This window comes from Streptomyces sp. NPDC050619 (genome assembly GCF_040654815.1).
Lineage (GTDB): Bacteria > Actinomycetota > Actinomycetes > Streptomycetales > Streptomycetaceae > Streptomyces.
Window position 1 is genome coordinate 227,258 of sequence record NZ_JBFAIR010000004.1, and the last position, 17,476, is coordinate 244,733.

General features: G+C 70.9%; 18 protein-coding genes. 8 read left to right on the plus strand and 10 right to left on the minus strand.

Annotated elements, in window-relative coordinates; all coding sequences use genetic code 11:
• Positions 1 to 34: 34 nt before the first annotated feature.
• Entirely contained in the window at positions 35 to 619 is a 585-nt protein-coding gene (locus tag AB0I77_RS09385; RefSeq protein WP_363281792.1) for a suppressor of fused domain protein, read from the minus strand.
• 481 nt (positions 620 to 1,100) lie between these two features.
• Between AB0I77_RS09385 and AB0I77_RS09390 the strand changes: the two genes are divergently transcribed.
• Together AB0I77_RS09390 and AB0I77_RS09395 are read left to right on the plus strand one after the other, a co-directional pair.
• Entirely contained in the window at positions 1,101 to 2,219 is a 1,119-nt protein-coding gene (locus tag AB0I77_RS09390; RefSeq protein WP_363281793.1) for a magnesium and cobalt transport protein CorA, read from the plus strand.
• A gap of 58 nt (positions 2,220 to 2,277) precedes the next feature.
• Positions 2,278 to 2,790: a hypothetical protein gene (locus tag AB0I77_RS09395; protein WP_363281794.1), complete on the plus strand. Its 513-nt coding sequence runs from the start codon at positions 2,278 to 2,280 to the stop codon at positions 2,788 to 2,790.
• An 18-nt stretch (positions 2,791 to 2,808) separates the two neighbouring features.
• Here the strand turns inward: AB0I77_RS09395 and AB0I77_RS09400 are convergent, their stop codons facing one another.
• Positions 2,809 to 3,558 carry a hypothetical protein gene (locus AB0I77_RS09400; RefSeq protein ID WP_363281795.1) on the minus strand — a complete coding sequence of 250 codons (750 nt, stop codon included), beginning with the start codon at positions 3,556 to 3,558 and terminating at the stop codon, positions 2,809 to 2,811.
• Positions 3,559 to 3,781: 223 nt separating this feature from the next.
• Between AB0I77_RS09400 and AB0I77_RS09405 the strand changes: the two genes are divergently transcribed.
• From AB0I77_RS09405 to AB0I77_RS09415, 3 genes are read left to right on the plus strand one after another with little or no spacing between them, the layout of a single operon-like run.
• Positions 3,782 to 5,110 (plus strand): CBS domain-containing protein, encoded by a 1,329-nt coding sequence (locus tag AB0I77_RS09405; protein WP_363281796.1) that lies wholly within the window; start codon positions 3,782 to 3,784, stop codon positions 5,108 to 5,110.
• Positions 5,100 to 5,690, plus strand: coding sequence for a DUF1003 domain-containing protein (locus AB0I77_RS09410; RefSeq protein ID WP_363281797.1), 591 nt, complete (start codon positions 5,100 to 5,102; stop codon positions 5,688 to 5,690). The genes AB0I77_RS09405 and AB0I77_RS09410 overlap by 11 nt, the downstream gene beginning before the upstream one ends.
• 42 nt (positions 5,691 to 5,732) lie before the next feature.
• A complete protein-coding gene (locus tag AB0I77_RS09415) occupies positions 5,733 to 6,866 on the plus strand; it encodes an Mrp/NBP35 family ATP-binding protein (RefSeq protein WP_363281798.1) in 1,134 nt (377 codons plus the stop codon).
• A gap of 73 nt (positions 6,867 to 6,939) precedes the next feature.
• Here AB0I77_RS09415 and AB0I77_RS09420 read toward each other — a convergent pair whose 3' ends face one another.
• The 5 genes from AB0I77_RS09420 to sigE form a co-directional block, all read right to left on the minus strand.
• A complete protein-coding gene (locus AB0I77_RS09420) occupies positions 6,940 to 7,596 on the minus strand; it encodes a hypothetical protein (RefSeq protein ID WP_363281799.1) in 657 nt (218 codons plus the stop codon).
• Between the two features lie 270 nt (positions 7,597 to 7,866).
• The gene (locus AB0I77_RS09425) at positions 7,867 to 8,313 is read right to left on the minus strand and encodes a sec-independent translocase (RefSeq protein WP_363281800.1); all 447 of its coding nucleotides are present in this window, start codon (positions 8,311 to 8,313) and stop codon (positions 7,867 to 7,869) included.
• Positions 8,314 to 8,529: 216 nt separating this feature from the next.
• The gene (locus AB0I77_RS09430; protein ID WP_363282069.1) at positions 8,530 to 10,644 is read right to left on the minus strand and encodes a trypsin-like peptidase domain-containing protein; all 2,115 of its coding nucleotides are present in this window, start codon (positions 10,642 to 10,644) and stop codon (positions 8,530 to 8,532) included.
• 662 nt (positions 10,645 to 11,306) lie between these two features.
• Positions 11,307 to 12,281 carry a zf-HC2 domain-containing protein gene (locus AB0I77_RS09435; protein ID WP_363281801.1) on the minus strand — a complete coding sequence of 325 codons (975 nt, stop codon included), beginning with the start codon at positions 12,279 to 12,281 and terminating at the stop codon, positions 11,307 to 11,309.
• Positions 12,278 to 13,051, minus strand: coding sequence for an RNA polymerase sigma factor SigE (gene sigE / locus AB0I77_RS09440; RefSeq protein WP_363281802.1), 774 nt, complete (start codon positions 13,049 to 13,051; stop codon positions 12,278 to 12,280). Before sigE ends, AB0I77_RS09435 begins: the two co-directional genes overlap by 4 nt.
• A gap of 188 nt (positions 13,052 to 13,239) precedes the next feature.
• Here sigE and AB0I77_RS09445 point away from each other — a divergent pair, with 188 nt between their 5' ends.
• Positions 13,240 to 13,914, plus strand: coding sequence for an O-methyltransferase (locus tag AB0I77_RS09445; RefSeq protein ID WP_363282070.1), 675 nt, complete (start codon positions 13,240 to 13,242; stop codon positions 13,912 to 13,914).
• 164 nt (positions 13,915 to 14,078) lie between these two features.
• Here AB0I77_RS09445 and AB0I77_RS09450 read toward each other — a convergent pair whose 3' ends face one another.
• Positions 14,079 to 14,246, minus strand: coding sequence for a DUF3117 domain-containing protein (locus tag AB0I77_RS09450; protein ID WP_003966491.1), 168 nt, complete (start codon positions 14,244 to 14,246; stop codon positions 14,079 to 14,081).
• A 388-nt stretch (positions 14,247 to 14,634) separates the two neighbouring features.
• Here AB0I77_RS09450 and AB0I77_RS09455 point away from each other — a divergent pair, with 388 nt between their 5' ends.
• Positions 14,635 to 15,438: an enoyl-CoA hydratase-related protein gene (locus AB0I77_RS09455; RefSeq protein WP_363281803.1), complete on the plus strand. Its 804-nt coding sequence runs from the start codon at positions 14,635 to 14,637 to the stop codon at positions 15,436 to 15,438.
• 30 nt (positions 15,439 to 15,468) lie between these two features.
• Here AB0I77_RS09455 and AB0I77_RS09460 read toward each other — a convergent pair whose 3' ends face one another.
• Positions 15,469 to 16,053, minus strand: a complete 585-nt coding sequence (locus AB0I77_RS09460; protein WP_363281804.1) for a DNA-3-methyladenine glycosylase I — start codon at positions 16,051 to 16,053, stop codon at positions 15,469 to 15,471.
• Positions 16,050 to 16,403, minus strand: a complete 354-nt coding sequence (locus tag AB0I77_RS09465; RefSeq protein WP_363282071.1) for a DivIVA domain-containing protein — start codon at positions 16,401 to 16,403, stop codon at positions 16,050 to 16,052. The genes AB0I77_RS09460 and AB0I77_RS09465 overlap by 4 nt, the downstream gene beginning before the upstream one ends.
• A gap of 177 nt (positions 16,404 to 16,580) precedes the next feature.
• On the opposite strand from AB0I77_RS09465, the gene folP reads away from it, so the two are divergent.
• Positions 16,581 to 17,441 carry a dihydropteroate synthase gene (gene folP / locus AB0I77_RS09470; RefSeq protein WP_363281805.1) on the plus strand — a complete coding sequence of 287 codons (861 nt, stop codon included), beginning with the start codon at positions 16,581 to 16,583 and terminating at the stop codon, positions 17,439 to 17,441.
• Positions 17,442 to 17,476: the final 35 nt, after the last annotated feature.

The following is a 17,476-nucleotide window of genomic DNA, read 5'->3' on the forward strand; positions in this document are numbered from 1 at the left end:
GTGAGCTTTCTCACGCCGGAGTCACTCGCGCCAGTCACTCCAACGGGACGGACCTGCGGGACGGATCGCGCAGGTCCGTCCCGTTCGTCAGCCAGCGCTCCTGGAGGGCCTGGGCGCCGTGCACCCGCTTCCAGGCGGCCTCGTTCGGGGTCATGGGGAGCAGGGGCAGGAACCGTACGGGGTCGAGGGGCTCGTCCAGCTCCAGGTCCTCGACCAGACCGCCCGGCTCGGCGACCAGGACCGAGGTGAAGGGGGCGCCCGGCCACAGCGGCTCCCCGACGTCGAGCGAGGCCCCGGGGGCCACGATCAGGCCCTCGACCTGCGGAGACGCGGCGAGCACCGCGAGTGGACGCAGCACCTTGTCGGTCTCGGCGAGGCCGGAACGCACGGAAAGGACCAGCTCGGCCCGCGGGCCCTTGACCGGGTCGGCGATCACCGCCGTGGGGTCGGCCATCGGCTGGGCCGACATGCCGAGCGTGGCGTAGCGGGCGATGTCGCCCTCCTGGAAGCGGAGCACCTCGACGCGGTCCGTGCCCAGGAACGTGACCGCCGCGCGGGCGTCCGGCTCGCCCAGCGCGCTGCGCAACCGGGCCTCGACCAGAGGAAGAACATCAGCCATGCCGCGAGCATAGAACTCGTCAGTACCGGGCAAACGAGCGCCTTGACACTTCGGTCGGCTGTTACTCTTGCCCAGTGGTTCGGGGCAGCACGCAGAAGCGTCGCGATCAAGCCCCGACGCCGATGGAACTCCCTTACGAGGGACCGGCCGGAGGAGGTGGGGCTGCAATGGACCGAAGTCGACCGTGCAGTAGCACCCGCTCTTCCCGCCGCTGATGTAGCAGCTCTGGCTCTAGCTGTTCTGGCTCTGGCTGGCCGCCACCTCTCGCACTCGCCTCACCGCGGAAGAGCGCTTCGTTTCCCTTTGCCTGATCTGTCTGAGCTGTGCCCACAGCTGTATCAGTAGCGAAGCTCGCCACCGCGACGGTGCGGTGCTCCCCGCTTTGTGGACGTGCCAAACATCCGCAGTCAGGACGTCCCCATTCCGGGTAGTTCCATCCGTCGTCGGCGGCCTTTCGTTGCCTGTCACGAAGGAGCCTGCCATGTCGATGATCCGCGACCTGCGTGCTGCCGTCCGCCCGTCCCGCGTCTCGCTGCGCAAGGAGACCGGCGCCTACGACACCACCCGCGACCCCTCGACGCCCTCCGCCGTCGTCGACTGCGCCGTCTACCGCGACGGCGCCCGCGTCGAGACGCCGAAGCCGCTGACTCCGCACGAGGCGATGCGCCTGGTGCGCCGGGACGGGGGCTTCGTGTGGATCGGTCTGCACGAGCCGACCGAGGCCGAATTCTCCGGTATCGCCAGTGAGTTCGGGCTCCACCCGCTGGCCGTGGAGGACGCGGTCCAGGCCCACCAGCGGCCCAAGCTGGAGCGGTACGACGACTCCCTGTTCACCGTCTTCAAGACCATCCACTACATCGAGCACGACCAGCTCACCGACAACAGCGAGATCGTCGAGACCGGTGAGGTGATGTGCTTCACCGGCCGGGACTTCTTCATCACCGTCCGGCACGGCGGCCAGGGCTCGCTGCGGGCGCTGCGGCACCGGCTCCAGGACGACCCCGAGCTGCTCGCCAAGGGCCCCTCGTCGGTGCTGCACTCGATCGCCGACCACGTCGTCGACGGCTACATCGCGGTCGCCGACGCCGTACAGGACGACATCGACGAGGTGGAGACGGAGGTCTTCTCGCCGGGGCGCGGGGGCGGGGTCTCGCGCGGTGTCGACTCGGCGCGGATCTACCAACTCAAGCGCGAGGTCCTGGAGTTCAAGCGGGCCGTCTCGCCGCTGCTGCGGCCCATGCAACTGCTGAGCGAGCGCCCGATGCGGCTGATCGACCCGGACATCCAGAAGTACTTCCGGGACGTCGCCGACCACCTCGCCCGCGTCCAGGAGCAGGTCATCGGCTTCGACGAGCTGCTCAACTCGATCCTCCAGGCTAACCTCGCGCAGGCGTCCGTCGCACAGAACGAGGACATGCGGAAGATCACCTCGTGGGCCGCGATCATCGCCGTACCGACGATGGTCTGCGGGGTGTACGGCATGAACTTCGACAACATGCCGGAGTTGCACTGGCGGTACGGCTACCCGGTGATCATGGGCATCACGGTGGTCCTGTGTCTCGGCATCCACCGCACGCTCAAGCGCAACGGCTGGCTGTGAAGACGGCACCCGGACAGCGGCACCTGGATAGGCGAAGGCGCGTGGATAGGCTGAGCCCATGACAAGCGAGCTGCTCGACCAGGCCCTCGTCGAGGAGGCCACGAAGAAGTCCGGCCTCGTCTGGGTCACCGGACCCGGCGGTCCGGCTCGCGCCCTGTGGCATGTGTGGCACGAGGGCGCGGCCTGTCTGGTCGGCGACGGGCCGGGCGAACAGCCGCTGCCGGGGCTGGCCGACGGGGCCGCCGCCGAGGTCACGGTCCGCAGCAAGGACAAGGGCGGCCGGCTGCTCTCCTGGACGGCGAAGGTCGTGGAGCTGGCCCCCCGCTCCCCCGAGTGGGAGGCGACGGTCGCGGAACTCAAGGGCAAGCGGCTCAACGCCCCCGACGGCGAGGCCATGCCGGAGCGCTGGGCCCGCGAGTGCCGGGTGCTGCGCCTGGAGCCGACGGGGACCACGGCACCGCTGCCCGACGGCGACCTGGCCGCGGCTCCGCTGCCGACGCCGGCCACGACGCGCGAGCCGATCCCGGCCGGGCTGCACCGTCTGCTCATGAAGAAGCGCAAGCGGCGGTAACCCCGACCCCCGTAGCTCCTACGAGGTCGGCAGCTGCTTGCCGTAGTCCACCGTCTCGTCCTTCTCCGGTTCGGTCAGGGTGAAGTCCTTGCCCCAGGCCGAGAAGGTCAGGGTCCCGGCGCCCCCCGCCCGCACCAGCCGGAGCGGATACGCCTTGCCTTCCAGGGACACGTCCAGCGTGCCGCCGGAGCCGTCGTCGCCGGTGATGCGGACGGTGCGCACGCCCGCCTGCTGGTGGCGGCCGTCCGTGTCCAGCGAGCCGTGCAGCGTCAGCAGACCCTCGAGGAGGACGTCCATGTCCGTGAAACCGCTGAACTTCTTGTACGAGGGGTCGCCCTGCGGGACCTTCACGAACTTGCCGTCGAGCTTGCCGGCGGCCGCCGCGTCGGAGCCGTCGCCCTCGCCGTCCGCGTGCGTCCAGAAGTCCGAGTCGGCCTTGAGGAACAGCTGCTCGCCGATCCGCAGCAGCTGGAAGGTGGCGCCCTCCGCGGTGACCGAGCCGGACGCCCCGCCGGACTTGAGGCTCATGTCGAGTTTGTATGTGCGTCCACTGGTGACCACGTTTCCGGAGAGGCGTACGGCATCGGCGGACTCGGCGGCCGCACGGGTCCTGGACTGGATCTGGTCGGCCGGCAGCTTGCCGACCCCGTTGGTGCCCGCGTCCGGGTCCTCGCTGCATCCCGTCAGGGCCGTGCCCGTCACAGCCAGGGCGCACACCGCGCCCGCCAGTGCGGCCCTGCCGGTACGGCGCCGGGGAATCGCAGTCACAGCTGGGGCTGCCTTTCTGACGTGGGTCCTTCAGCGGCGTACGGCAGCGTACCGGGGTCCGGCAGCCCGGGCGGAGCCAGTCCGTCCGGACCGCTCACCAGGGCGTATCCGATCGGGACGGGCTAGCCTGAAGCCCACCCGAGCGGGCAATTCGGATAAGAGACCCGGCCAGCGACCCAGGACGCGACTTCTGACGAACCCCGCACGAAAAGGAAGCACAGCCATGGCAGCGGGCGCCCCCCGGATCTTCGTCTCGCACCTCGCCGGCGTCGCCGTCTTCGACCCGACCGGCGACCAGGTCGGCCGTGTGCGCGACCTGGTCGTCATGCTCCGCGTCAGGCGCCGGCCGCCGCGGGTGCTCGGGCTGGTCGTCGAACTGGCCACGCGCCGCCGCATCTTCCTGCCCATGACCCGGGTCACGAGCATCGAGTCCGGACAGGTCATCACCACCGGTGTCCTCAACGTCCGCCGCTTCGAGCAACGGCCCACCGAGCGGCTCGTCTTCGGCGAGCTCCTCGACCGGCGCGTCACCCTAGCCGAGACCGGCGCGGACGTCACGGTCCTGGACCTGTCGGTGCAGCAGCTGCCGGCCCGCCGGGACTGGGAGATCGACCGCGTCTTCGTCCGCAAGGGCGGCAAGGGCGGCGCCTTCCGGCGCAAGGGCGAGACGCTCACCGTCGAGTGGTCCGCCGTCACCGGCTTCTCCCTGGAGGAGCAGGGACAGGGCGCCGAGAGCCTGCTCGCCACCTTCGAGCAGCTGCGCCCCGCCGACCTGGCGAACGTGCTGCACCATCTGTCGCCCAAGCGGCGTGCCGAGGTCGCCGCCGCCCTCGACGACGACCGCCTCGCCGACGTACTCGAAGAGCTGCCGGAGGACGACCAGATCGAGATCCTCGGCAAGCTGAAGGAGGACCGCGCCGCCGACATCCTCGAGGCCATGGACCCGGACGACGCGGCCGACCTGCTCTCCGAGCTCCCCGAGGAGGACCAGGAGCGGCTGCTGAGCCTGATGCAGCCCGCCGACGCGGCCGACATGCGGCGCCTGCTGGCGTACGAGGAGCACACGGCGGGCGGGCTCATGACCACCGAGCCGATCGTGCTGCGGCCGGACGCCACCGTCGCCGACGCCCTCGCCCGCGTCCGCAACGCCGACCTGTCCCCCGCCCTCGCCGCCCAGGTCTACGTCTGCCGGCCGCCCGACGAGACCCCTACCGGCAAGTACCTCGGCACGGTCCACTTCCAGCGGCTGCTGCGCGATCCCCCGTACACCCTGGTCAGCTCGATCCTCGACGACGACCTGCAATACCTCGCGCCGGGGGCGGCGCTGCCGCTGGTCGCCGGGTTCTTCGCGACGTACGACATGGTCGCGGCGCCCGTCGTGGACGAGGCCGGATCGCTGCTGGGCGCGGTGACCGTGGACGACGTACTGGACCACATGCTGCCGGAGGACTGGCGGGAGACCGAGTTCCACCTCGAGAACGAAGCCGAAGGGCAGGAGCAGGAAGAGCAGGAGCCCGGGCAGGACCGGGGGGTGGCTTCTCATGGCGCCTGAGCGCGAGACCGGTACACGCGAGCGCACCCTCGCCGGGGCGACCGCGGCCACGCGCCCCCACACCCCCCGCCTGGACCAGCCACGGCCGCCCCGGCGCCGGATCCTGCCCGAATGGGACCCGGAGGCCTTCGGGCGGCTGTCGGAGCGCGTGGCCCGCTTCATCGGCACCGGGCGGTTCCTCGTCTGGATGACGGTCGTCATCATCGCGTGGGTGCTGTGGAACGTGTTCGCACCGTACGACCTGCGCTTCGACCACTACCCCTTCATCTTCCTGACGCTGATGCTCTCGCTCCAGGCCTCCTACGCGGCCCCCCTGATCCTGCTCGCGCAGAACCGGCAGGACGACCGCGCCCGGGTCGACCTCGCCCAGGACCGCAAGCAGAACGAGCGGTCGATCGCGGACACCGAGTACCTGACCCGCGAGATCGCCGCCCTGCGGATCGGCCTCGGGGAGGTCGCCACCCGCGACTGGATCCGCTCGGAGATGCAGGACTTCGTGAAGGAACTGGACGAGCGGCGCGACGGGCATGTCGTATTCCCGGCAGAACGGTCGAGGGCACGTGACGTAGACGACCGGTGACGGGCTTTCCGGCGCCCCCGCGCGGCGCCGTACCATCGTCCTATGGCTACGGAAGACGCGGTGCGTGAAGCACTGTCGACGGTGAACGACCCCGAGATCAACCGACCCATCACCGAACTCGGAATGGTCAAGTCGGTGGACATCGGTGCGGACGGAGCGGTCGCGGTCACCGTGTACCTGACGATCTCCGGCTGCCCCATGCGCGAGACGATCACGCAGCGTGTGACGGATGCGGTCTCGGCGGTCGACGGCGTCACCCGCGTCGACGTGACCCTGGACGTGATGAGCGACGAGCAGCGCAAGGAACTGGCGAGCGCGCTGCGCGGCGGCCAGACCGAGCGCGAGGTCCCCTTCGCGAAACCGGGCTCGCTGACGCGCGTGTACGCGGTCGCCTCCGGCAAGGGCGGCGTCGGCAAGTCCTCGGTGACGGTGAATCTGGCGGCGGCGATGGCGGCGGACGGCCTGAAGGTCGGGGTCGTCGACGCCGACATCTACGGTCACAGCGTGCCGCGCATGCTGGGCGCCGACGGCCTTCCCACCCAGGTCGAGAACATGATCATGCCGCCGTCCGCGCACGGCGTGAAGGTCATCTCGATCGGCATGTTCACCCCGGGCAACACCCCGGTGGTGTGGCGCGGCCCGATGCTGCACCGCGCGCTCCAGCAGTTCCTGGCGGACGTGTACTGGGGCGACCTGGACGTGCTGCTCCTCGACCTGCCGCCGGGCACCGGCGACATCGCCATCTCGGTGGCCCAGCTGGTCCCGAACGCGGAGATCCTGGTGGTCACCACGCCTCAGCAGGCGGCGGCGGAGGTGGCCGAGCGGGCGGGTTCCATCGCGGTCCAGACGCACCAGAAGATCGTTGGCGTGGTGGAGAACATGTCCGGTCTCCCGTGCCCCCACTGCGGCGAGATGGTCGACGTCTTCGGCACCGGCGGCGGCCAGTCGGTGGCGGAGGGCCTGACCCGCACCACCGGCACGAACGTCCCGGTCCTCGGCAGCATCCCCATCGACGTCCGCCTCCGCGAGGGCGGCGACGAGGGCAAGCCCGTGGTCCTCACCGACCCGGACTCCGCGGCGGGTTCCGCCCTGCGGACGATCGCGGGGAAGCTGGGGGGACGTCAGCGGGGGCTTTCGGGGCTGTCGCTGGGGATCACTCCGCGGAACAAGTTCTAGCTTTCGTACACCGCTTTGGTACGACGATGGGGGCGCCGTCCGTGAGACGGCGCCCCCATCGTCGTACCACTGGCTACGCGTAGACCGAGATGTCCTTGATCATGGCGAAGCCCAGCCCGTACGCACTCATGCCCCTCCCGTACGCCCCCACGTGCACGCCCTCCTGAGTCGACCCGGCCAGTACCCAGCCGAACTCTGACTCGCGGTAGTGGAAGGGCGTCGGCACCCCGTCCACGGGCAGGGACAGCGTCGACCAGTCGTCGCCGTCCAGGTCGTCCGCGAGGGCCCAGGCCGTCTCCGTCTGCTGCTCCAGCCAGTCGTCGCGCAGGGTGTGGTCCATCTGCCCGGGCCAGGTGAAGGACAGCAGCCCCACCCCCGCGAGCCAGGCCGCCGAGGACACCGAGGTGGCCTCCAGAAGCCCCGTGCCGTCCGCGCTGCGCCGCACGGGATTGGCCGCGACGGTCACCACCACCGCGAACTTCTCCTTGTCCTCCGTACCTTCGTTCCGTACGGAGGGCTCGTCACCGTGCCCGATCGAACCGTGCTCGACGGCACCGTCCGCCGCCGTACCGACCTGCATCAGCCAACGCGGCCCCGTGAAGGCCTCGTCGAGGCCGTACCACGGGAAGGGCGCCAGCAGGTAGCCGTCGACCGTACGCCGGGCGGAGGGGACCTGTTGTCCGCCCTCCGCGGCTGGCGCGTTCGCGACTGCCCGACTCGTCGTCTCCATGTGCCCGGACGCCTCCTCGCTCTCGTCGGGCCGAAACGGTCCCGCCCCCCTTCGGGCGGCGTTGCTGGTTCACGTACGGCCCGCACAACAACTCGGCAGCATAGCCATACCGCTGCGAGCAGCCGGGAAAGCGAGGGGCGCGCGGAGCGTCCAAGGGGCGCGTTCAGGCCGTAGAGGGCGCCTTCAGGGCCGCAGAGGGCACGTTCAGGCCGTACGGGGCGCATGAGCGTATGAAACGCGTCACGTACGACTGCCTACGCCACCGGCGGCTCAGGTGGCGTCCGCGTCGAAGGGCGGGCGGTCGTCGTCCGGCTTCTCGGGCTTCTTCGTCATGTCGACGGTGCCGCCGGAGGACGAGGGGGACGACGGGGACGAGGGGGACGACGACTCGGTGTCCCGGCTGTGGACAGCGTCCGTGACCTCGGCCATCTCCTTCTTCAGGTCGAAGCCGTTGCGGATCTCCTTGATGCCCAGTTCGTCGTTGTCCAGCTGCTTGCGGATGAACGTCTTGGGGTTGAGATCCTCGAACTCGAAGTCCTTGAACTCCGGGCCCAGTTCCTGCCGGATGTCCTGCTTGGCGCTCTCCGAGAACTCACGGATCTTGCGGATCGTCCGCATCGCGTCCTGGATGACCTTCGGGAGCTTTTCCGGACCGAAAACGAGCACGGCGAGGACGACGAGCGTCACCACCTCGAGTGGTCCTATGTCATTGAACACCTGAAGCTCCTTGCGATGTCCTCGGTCCTCGGCCCTCGGTGGTCTGTGCGGTCTTCCGTGGTCCGGGCCGGGTCCACGGTACCCGGCGATCCCGTGCGACCGGTACTGTCCCGGGCCCTCAGAATGCGGGTATGGGTGGGGTTTTCCGGTTGTTTGCCTTGTGGGGGCGTTGACGGAGCGGCGACGGCATCCCGGTCTGTGATGTTTCTGTGAGTATCAGCTGCCGTCGGAGGAGCCGAGGACCAGCGAGATCTCCCTCTCCTTGCCGTCGCGCTCCAGGGTGAGTTCGAGGCGGTCGCCGGGGCGGTGGGCGCGGGTCTTGACGATGAGTTCCTCGCCGGAGTGGATGCGCTGGCCGTCGACCTCGGTGATGACGTCACCCGCCTCGATGCCGGCCCGGTCGCCGGGACCGCCGGAGGTGACCGCGGGTCCGCCGTCGCTGCCCTTCGCGCCGACGCGGGCGCCGTCGCCCGTGTAGTCCATGTCGAGGGTGACGCCGATGACGGGGTGGGTGGCCTTGCCGGTGTTGATCAGTTCCTCGGCGACGCGTTTGCCCTGGTTGATCGGGATGGCGAAACCGAGGCCGATGGAGCCGGACTGGCCGCCGCCGGAGTCCGAGCCGTCGTCGGCCGAGCGGATGGCGGAGTTGATGCCGATGACGCGGGCCCGGGAGTCGAGGAGCGGCCCGCCGGAGTTGCCGGGATTTATCGGCGCGTCGGTCTGCAAGGCGTCCACGTACGACACGTCACTCGCGTTCCCGCTCTCGCCGCCGGCCGTGATGGGCCGCTCCTTGGCGCTGATGATGCCGGAGGTGACGGTGCCCGCCAGGTCGAAGGGGGCGCCGATGGCGACGACGGGGTCGCCGACCTGGGCGTTGTCGGAGTTACCGAGGGGCAGGGGGGTCAGCCCGCGCACGTCATGCACCTTGACGACGGCGAGGTCGTAGCCGCTGTCCCGGCCGACGACGGTGGCCTTGGCGGTGTCCCCGCTGTGGAAGGTCACGGATATCTCGCCGCCGGAACCGGCGGGTTCGACGACGTGGTTGTTGGTGAGGATGTGCCCCTGGTCGTCGAGCACGAACCCGGTGCCGGTGCCCTGCTCCTCGGAGCCGGTCACATGCAGCGTCACCACGCTGGGCAGGGCCCGCGCGGCAATCCCGGCCACACTGCCCGGAGCCCGCCCCACCGGCTCCGCCCCGGCCTGCGGCAACTCCACATCCCCGACCCCACCGTGGCGCTCCAGATACGCCCCTACGACACCTCCGACGCCCCCGGCCCCGATCGCCAACAACAAGGCCCCGACGACAAGCCCCGACTTCACCCGCTTACGCCGCCGCTCCGCACCGACGACGACCGCTCCGGTCTGCTGGAGGGGTGCGGGGAGCGGGGCCCAGGGGTCGTAGTTCTGCCAGGGGTTGGGGTGGGGCGCGCCGGAGGGGGCGGATGAGGTGAGGGCGGCTGTGCCAGACGACGCGGAGGCGGAGGCCTCGGCCGGGATGGCGGCGGGGACGGCGGAGGCGGGGGCCGGCAATGCATGCGTGGCGGAAGAAGCAGGCGTGCCAGGAGGTACCGCCGGGGCGGCAGGGAGGGGCTCGCTGGAGGGTGCGGCGGGCGGACGGGGTCCGCCCGCCGGCGCGACGGCTGCGAAGTGTCCGCTGAACGGTGCGTCAGCCGACAAAGGTCCGCCGGGCGGCGCGATGGCTGGATAAGGCTCGCTGGGGGGTGCGGCAGCCGAGAACGGCTCGCCAGTCGGAGCCGCAGCCGGCAGGTGCTCGCTGGGAAGTGCGGCGGCTGGATGCGGCTTGCCGGGCGGTGCGGCGGGCGGGCGGGGCGCGCTGAGGGGTGCGGCGGGTCCGCCAGGCGGCGCTTCAGCCGGGAACAGCCCGCCAGACGATGCCACAGCCGACGAGGGCTCGCTGGCAAGTGCGGCGCCCGGGTGAAGTCCGCTCGGCGGCGCGGCGGGCGGCAAAGGCCCGTCGGGCGGTGCGGCGGGCGGCAAAGGCCCGTCGGGCGGTGCGGCGGGCGGGCCGGCAGCTGGCAACGGCCCGGTGGGCGGTGGTGTGGGGGCAGAGTCGTTGGGGTGATGGCTCGGCGGGGCGATGGGCGCCCCGGAAATCGCCGACGGGGTGGGCGTGCCATGCGGCAGAGGCGGCGTCGGAATCGCCGCCCCCTGCACAGAACTGACCGCCCCCGTACCGTGCGGCAGAGGCGGCGGTACCACCGCGCCCTGGGCGCGGATGGCCCCCGCCCCCGGGTGCTGCACCGGCGGAGCCGGGGCCCAGGGGCCCGGCTCGCCGTACGGCGGGGTGCTGTAGGGGTCGGGGTCGTGCAGGGGCCTGGGACGCTCGTCTGCGGGCCCGAAGGAATGCGGGGCGGCCGCCTCGCCGGGACGCTCAGCGGCAGGCGCCACCTCAGCCTCCGCACCAACATCCCCCTCCACGGATGACTCTCCCTCCGCGGATGACCTCCCCTCCAGGAAAGGCTCCCCCTCCGCGGACGACCTCCCCTCCACGAACGGCTCCCCCTCCGCGGACGACCTCCCCTCCACGAACGGCTCCCCCTCCGCGGACGACCTCCCCTCCACCAAGGCCTCCCCCTCCGCAGACAACACCCCCTCCACGAAAACCTCCCCCTCCACAAAAACCTCGCCCCCCACACCAGCCACCGCCACCGCAGCCCCCCGCATCGGCGCAGCCCCCGCTTCCGTCACAGGGCGGGCCAGTTCGAAGTCGTCCTGCGTAGCGGCCCTGTCCTGCGGAGCCCTCAGTGCGAAGTCGCCTTCGGAGTCCTCGGCGTGGGCGCCGGCCCCGCCGGCATCCGCCTCGCCCGGCGTCACGTCATCGGGCGTCGGCGCAGCCCCGTCCCCCTTCGGGGGCTTCCCCTCGTTCATGCTCTCCCCACAGCCGCCGCGGCACCACGGCTCTTCGGCGGTGGCCGCGGTTCGTCAACTTCCCTGGATTCAACCAGGTTCGTGCAACGCCGCGCAGAGACCGGTCAGCGGGCGGTGCCGGCGGACGTGGAGGAGGACGGCGCGGAGGTCGAGCCGGGGGCGATGGCCAGTTGGCCGGGGGCGGGGTCCGGGGTCGTGGACCACGCGGTCAGGGCGAGCGGCGGGGTGGCACTGAGCGGACGTATCAGCGGGGACATGGCTGCCGCACCGGCCATCACGGGCGCGGTCAGGGAGTGGTGGACCTCCTGGTTCGCGGCCGACGCCGGCACCCCGGGCAGCAGCGGTGCGGACACCTCGGTCGTGGCGGCCGGGGTGGCACCGAGCGCCCCTTGGCTCTGGCCCTGCGCGAGCAGCGGGCCCACGCCACGGCGTCGCTGGTTCTCGGGCGCCGTGGCGGCTCCCGTGCCCGATGTGCGCGCCGGCGTCACATTGCTGCCGGTACCGGTTCCGCCCCGCGCGTCCGCGGCCGGGTCGGCCTGCGTCCCGGTGGTGACCCCGCCCAGCGCGATCGCGGCCAGGGACACCGCCCCGGCGGCGGCAAACGCGAACCGCATTCCCCGCGACCGCTCGGCCTCGTGACGGCTGACGTCATGGATCCGGAAGCCGCGGGCCGCCGACGGCTCAGGCGCGGAGGCATGCGGACGGGCCGGGACATAGCTGAACTCGAAACGCTCGCCGCGCTTCAGGCCGAAGACCCCGCCGGCCCCGGACCGTCCGGTCAGTCCGCCGGCGAATCCCGCTCCGCCGAACGGCGAGCCGTCGCTGTCGTCGTCCTGCTCGTCTCCCGCGGGCAGCCCCTGGAGTCGGGCCAGGAAGCTCTCGGAGGGCGGAGGCGGGGCGGCCTCCGCGAAGACGTTCTTCAATCGGCGTTGCGCGTCGGCCTCCGCCTTGCACTTGGCACACGTGGCCAGATGCGCAAGGACGCGGTCGCGCGACTCATGACCGAGCTCTCCGTCCACCAGGGCGGCGAGTCGGTCTCCCAGATGCTGTTCAGACGGGGTAGGACGTGATCCACTCACGCGGTCGCGCCCCCTCCCCCCAGCGCGGGAACACGGGCCATGAAGGAGCGGCGCTCGGCCCGGGCCTCCGGCGAACGGTGCGCGAGCGCCTTGCGCAGCTGTGAGCGGCCGCGGTGGATCCGGGACCGGACGGTGCCGAGCTTGACGCCCAGGGTGGCGGCGATCTCCTCGTACGAGAGTCCTTCGATGTCGCACAGGACGACCGCGGCGCGGAACTCGGGCGCCAGCGTGTCGAGGGCCTGCTGGACATCGGCGTCGAAGTGCGCGTCGTTGAAGATCTGCTGGGGTGATGGCTCGCGGCTGGGCAGGCGCTCCGCCGCGTCCTCGCCGAGGGCGTCGAAGCGGATGCGCTGCTTGCGGCGGACCATGTCCAGGAAGAGGTTGGTCGTGATGCGGTGCAGCCAGCCCTCGAAGGTGCCCGGCGTATACGTCGACAAGGAGCGGAAGACGCGGACGAAGACCTCCTGCGTGAGATCCTCGGCGTCGTGCTGGTTGCCGGTGAGGCGATACGCCAGGCGGTACACCCGGCCGCTGTGCGTGCTGACGATCTCCTCCCACGTGGGCGGAGTCCACGCCTGCCCGTCCGCGTCGGTGGAGAAGGTCGCGGTCTGGGCGTATTCAGCGGCGTGGCTGTGGTCAGCAGCGGTGTTGTTCACGGATTTCGGCCTACCTGCCGACCCGAGAAAGCGCCGCAGCACTCCTCCCCGGTCTACGGGCGCGGCCGCACCTCCCCTGTCGGCTCTGGTGGTGTCCAGTGGAGCCCCTACCATAGCCACCTCGCCCGTTAGCTCCGGATAAGCGGTTTTACGAGAAATTGATCTGGGCTGGTCCGGCTCGTGCGGCTGCGTCAGCAGTTGCTCGAACCCCTGCCCCACTTCGTGATCCAACCGTGTCCCCCCGCTCTTTCTCCCACCCCTCTAAACGCCCGGTCCCATCTGCGGGTTCCCGGCACCAACGGATACAGTCACGCCCGAGGCAACCACGGGGACAGGAGAGGGTCATTACCGGCAACCGGCAGACAAGCTGGGCGTTCGCCGACGCCTATGTCGCCGAGGACGAAGCGCTGCACTGGGCCAGGGACCGGGCCCGTGAGGCGGGGCTGCGCTCGGTGTCGCCCGGCACGGGCGCGGCGCTGCGGTTGCTCGCTGCCACCGTGGGCGCCAAGGCGATCGCGGAGATCGGCACCGGGACCGGCGTCTCCGGGATCCATCTGCTGCACGGCATGCGCCCGGACGGCGTCCTGACCACCGTCGACCCCGAACCGGAGCACCAGCAGTTCGCCCGCCAGGCCTTCCGGGCCTGCGGCTTCGCCAGCAACCGGGCCCGTTTCATCCCGGGCCGCGCCCTGGACGTACTGCCCCGCCTCGCGGACGCCGGCTACGACCTCGTCTTCTGCGACGGGGACCGGCAAGAGGTCATGGACTACCTCGCTGAATCGTTGCGCCTGCTGCGCCCCGGGGGGCTCGTCGTCTTCGAAGGTGTCTTCGCGAACGGCCGTACGGTCGACTCCGGCCCGCAGCCCACGGAGGTCCTCCGGCTGCGCGAGTTGCTGCGCGCGGTGCGCGAGACCCAGGATCTGATGCCGTCGTTGCTCCCGGTGGGTGACGGACTGCTGTGCGCGGTCAAGCGCTGACCGCGTGATGACCCCCGGTTCACGTGCCGTGACTGTTCGAACAAGGCACAGGTAAGAGCCGTAGCCCCAGGCCGTATCTCAGAACGCCGTATCCCCAGGACATGGAACAACCCCGGCACCGTAGCGGTGCCGGGGTTGTTGAAAGGGATTTGGTCGCCTTCGCGTCAGCCGACGACCTTCTTGAGGGCGTCACCGAGCGCGTCGGCCTCATCAGGGGTCAGCTCGACGACGAGCCGACCGCCGCCTTCGAGCGGAACGCGCATGACAATGCCCCGCCCCTCCTTGGTCACCTCGAGCGGGCCATCGCCCGTCCGCGGCTTCATGGCCGCCATGCTCGTTCCCCTTCCTGAAACCAGCTCATCGCCAAAGCCGACGGCCCTGGAGGGCACGCGCGCCCTGGCATGGGTCACGCGACACCGGCATCGAACACATTGCTTCCCAGCCATTATCCCGCATCTCAGGACCCGATGACCAACATCAGTCGGCATCGCTTGGGCAACGCGCGCGAGCAAAACCACTCAATTCGCCGATGTGACTGCGATACTGCGCCGCCGCACGGACATCCGCCGACCGGATGTGGTCCCGAATTCTTTGACGCAGGTCACACGTCCGATGCGGTCCCTCGACGGTGATCTCCGCCATGCTGTCCTTCGGAAAGTGCGATGGACACCGGGACGTACCGACGGGTACGTCCGAGCCGCGACACCGGAGGGACACACCATGGCCGACACCGTGCTGTACGAGGTGAGCGACGGACTCGCGACGATCACGCTGAACCGCCCCGAGGCGATGAACGCCCTGAACATCGCGACCAAGATCGTCCTCCGGGACGTGGTGCGGGCCGCGGCGGCGGACGACACCGTGCGGGCGGTGCTGCTGACCGCCGCCGGGGAGCGGGCGTTCTGCGTGGGGCAGGACCTCAAGGAGCACATCGGACTGCTGGCCGAGGACCAGGAGACCGGCTCGAGGCACACCATGAGCACGGTGGGGGAGCACTACAACCCGATCCTGCGGGCACTGACGGAGATGCCCAAGCCCGTGGTGGCCGGGGTGAACGGGGTCGCGGCCGGGGCCGGGTTCGGTTTCGCGCTGGCCGCGGACTACCGGGTCGTGGCGGACACGGCCGCCTTCAACACCTCGTTCGCCGGGGTGGCGCTGACCGCCGACTCCGGCGTCTCCTGGACGCTGCCGCGGGTCGTGGGCCCCGGCCGGGCGGCCGACCTGCTGTTCTTCCCGCGAAGCGTCAAGGCGCAGGAGGCCTACGAGCTGGGGATCGCGAACCGGGTCGTACCGGCGGCCGACCTGCGCGCCGAGGCGGAGAAGGTGGCGCGGGCGCTGGCCCAGGGGCCGACGGTGGCGTACGGGGCGATCAAGGAGGCGATGGCCTACGGACTGTCCCACTCCCTGACCCAGACCCTGGACAAGGAGGACGAGCTACAGACGCGGGCGGGTTCTTCCGAGGACCACTCGATCGCCGTGCGCGCGTTCGTGAACAAGGAGCAGCCGAAGTATCTGGGGCGGTGAGGCAGTCAACGGGGCTCAGGTCAACGGGCCTCAGCCCCGCCTCGCCACGCAGGTCTGAAGATGATCGTCGACCAGACCGCACGCCTGCATCAGCGCGTACGCCGTCGTCGGACCGACGAAGCGCAGGCCCCGCTTCTTGAGGGCCTTGGACAGGGCCGTCGACTCGGGGGTGACCGCCGGGACGTCGGCCAGGGTCTTCGGGACGGGGCGGGCGGCCGGGTCGGGGGCGTGGGACCAGATGAACTCGTCCAGCTCGCCCGGGGCCCAGTCGGCCAGCACGCGCGCGTTGGCGAGGGTCGCGTCGATCTTGGCCCTGTTGCGGATGATGCCAGCGTCGGCGAGGAGGCGTTCGCGGTCGTCGTCGGTGAAGGCGGCGACCGCGCCGATCTTGAAGTCGGCGAAGGCGGCACGGAAACCGGGGCGGCGACGCAGGATCGTGATCCAGGACAGGCCGGACTGGAAGGCCTCCAGGCTGAGTCGCTCGAAGAGGGCGTCGTCGCCGTGGACCGGGCGGCCCCACTCCTCGTCGTGATACGACACGTAGTCCGCGGTGGACAGGGCCCAGGGGCAGCGCAGGGCGCCGTCCGGACCGGCCAGGGCGGCACCCTCGGTCACTGCTGCTCCTTGGGCCGGGCGTGCTTCTCCATCGAGACGTGGCTGATGGCCGCCCGCGCGCCGGCCAGCGCGGACTCCAGGTCGGCGATACGGGCGTCGCGCTCGGAGAGTTCGGCACCGAGGCGGCCGAGGGCGTCGTCGACGTCCGCCATGCGGTAGCCGCGGGCGGCGAGCGGGAAGCGCAGGCTGTCGACGTCCGCGCGGTTCAGCGGGCGGTCCGGGGGCAGGAAGTCGCACAGCCGCTCGGGGGCGGCCTCCGGCAGCGGGCCGTCGCCCTCGCCGCCGCCCACCACGGCGAGCGTCACCGCGGCGACCACCACGGCCAGCGCGATGACCAGGAACAAGAACATAACCATCGCTGAGGTCCCCACGCTCTGTGTGCTCGGTGTCGAAGTGCTCGGCGTCGAAGAAAGTGGTCGGCGTCGAATGTGTCAGGGTCCGATCGTGCCATGCGAGTCTGACACTTAGGGTCGCAGGCGGTCGGTTGCCAGGACGAACCCAGGACGAACTAGGAGAGGTCACAGGGGATGCTCAGGCTGGGCAGGCGTGAATTCGACACGCACGAGCCGGTGATCATGGCGATCGTGAACCGGACCCCGGACTCCTTCTACGACCAGGGGGCGACGTTCCGCGACGAGCCGGCCCTCGCGCGCGTGGAGCAGGCGGTGGCGGAGGGCGCGGCCATCGTCGACATCGGCGGAGTGAAGGCCGGACCGGGCGAAGAGGTGACCGCCGAGGAGGAGGCGCGGCGGACGGTCGGCTTCGTGGCCGAGGTGCGCCGGCGCTTCCCGGAGGTCGTCATCAGCGTGGACACCTGGCGGGCCGAGGTCGGCGAGGCGGTGTGCGAGGCCGGGGCGGATCTGCTGAACGACGCGTGGGGCGGGGTCGACCCCCGGCTGGCGGAGGTCGCGGCGCGGTACGGGGTGGGGCTGGTGTGTACGCACGCGGGCGGGGCCGAGCCTCGTACGCGACCGCATCGGGTGGCGTACGACGACGTCATGGCCGACATTCTGCGGGTGACGGTGGGGCTGGCCGAGCGGGCGGTGTCGTTGGGGGTGCCGCGGGAGTCCGTGATGATCGATCCCGGGCACGACTTCGGGAAGAACACGCGGCACAGTCTGGAGGCGACGCGGCGGCTGGGCGAGATGGTGGCGACGGGGTGGCCGGTGCTGGTGTCGCTGTCCAACAAGGACTTCGTGGGCGAGACGCTGGACAAGCCCGTGAAGGAGCGGGTGGTGGGGACGCTCGCTACGACGGCCGTGTCCGCGTGGCTCGGTGCCCAGGTGTACCGGGTGCACGAGGTGGCGGAGTCCCGGCAGGTGCTGGACATGGTGGCGTCGATCGCCGGGCACCGTCCGCCGGCGGTGGCGCGACGGGGGCTGGCATAGGCCGGTCGCCGTGCCGTACCAGAGGGCTCCGCCCC

Coding starts and splice junctions, on each gene's coding strand:
- AB0I77_RS09390 (WP_363281793.1), top strand. CDS start 1,101: ATGTCGATGATCCGCGACCTGCGTGCTGCCGTCCGCCCGTCCCGCGTC.
- AB0I77_RS09385 (WP_363281792.1), bottom strand. CDS start 619: ATGGCTGATGTTCTTCCTCTGGTCGAGGCCCGGTTGCGCAGCGCGCTG.
- AB0I77_RS09465 (WP_363282071.1), bottom strand. CDS start 16,403: ATGTTCTTGTTCCTGGTCATCGCGCTGGCCGTGGTGGTCGCCGCGGTG.
- folP (WP_363281805.1), top strand. CDS start 16,581: ATGCTCAGGCTGGGCAGGCGTGAATTCGACACGCACGAGCCGGTGATC.
- AB0I77_RS09415 (WP_363281798.1), top strand. CDS start 5,733: ATGGCTACGGAAGACGCGGTGCGTGAAGCACTGTCGACGGTGAACGAC.
- AB0I77_RS09450 (WP_003966491.1), bottom strand. CDS start 14,246: ATGGCGGCCATGAAGCCGCGGACGGGCGATGGCCCGCTCGAGGTGACC.
- AB0I77_RS09410 (WP_363281797.1), top strand. CDS start 5,100: ATGGCGCCTGAGCGCGAGACCGGTACACGCGAGCGCACCCTCGCCGGG.
- AB0I77_RS09395 (WP_363281794.1), top strand. CDS start 2,278: ATGACAAGCGAGCTGCTCGACCAGGCCCTCGTCGAGGAGGCCACGAAG.
- AB0I77_RS09420 (WP_363281799.1), bottom strand. CDS start 7,596: ATGGAGACGACGAGTCGGGCAGTCGCGAACGCGCCAGCCGCGGAGGGC.
- sigE (WP_363281802.1), bottom strand. CDS start 13,051: ATGGTAGGGGCTCCACTGGACACCACCAGAGCCGACAGGGGAGGTGCG.
- AB0I77_RS09405 (WP_363281796.1), top strand. CDS start 3,782: ATGGCAGCGGGCGCCCCCCGGATCTTCGTCTCGCACCTCGCCGGCGTC.
- AB0I77_RS09455 (WP_363281803.1), top strand. CDS start 14,635: ATGGCCGACACCGTGCTGTACGAGGTGAGCGACGGACTCGCGACGATC.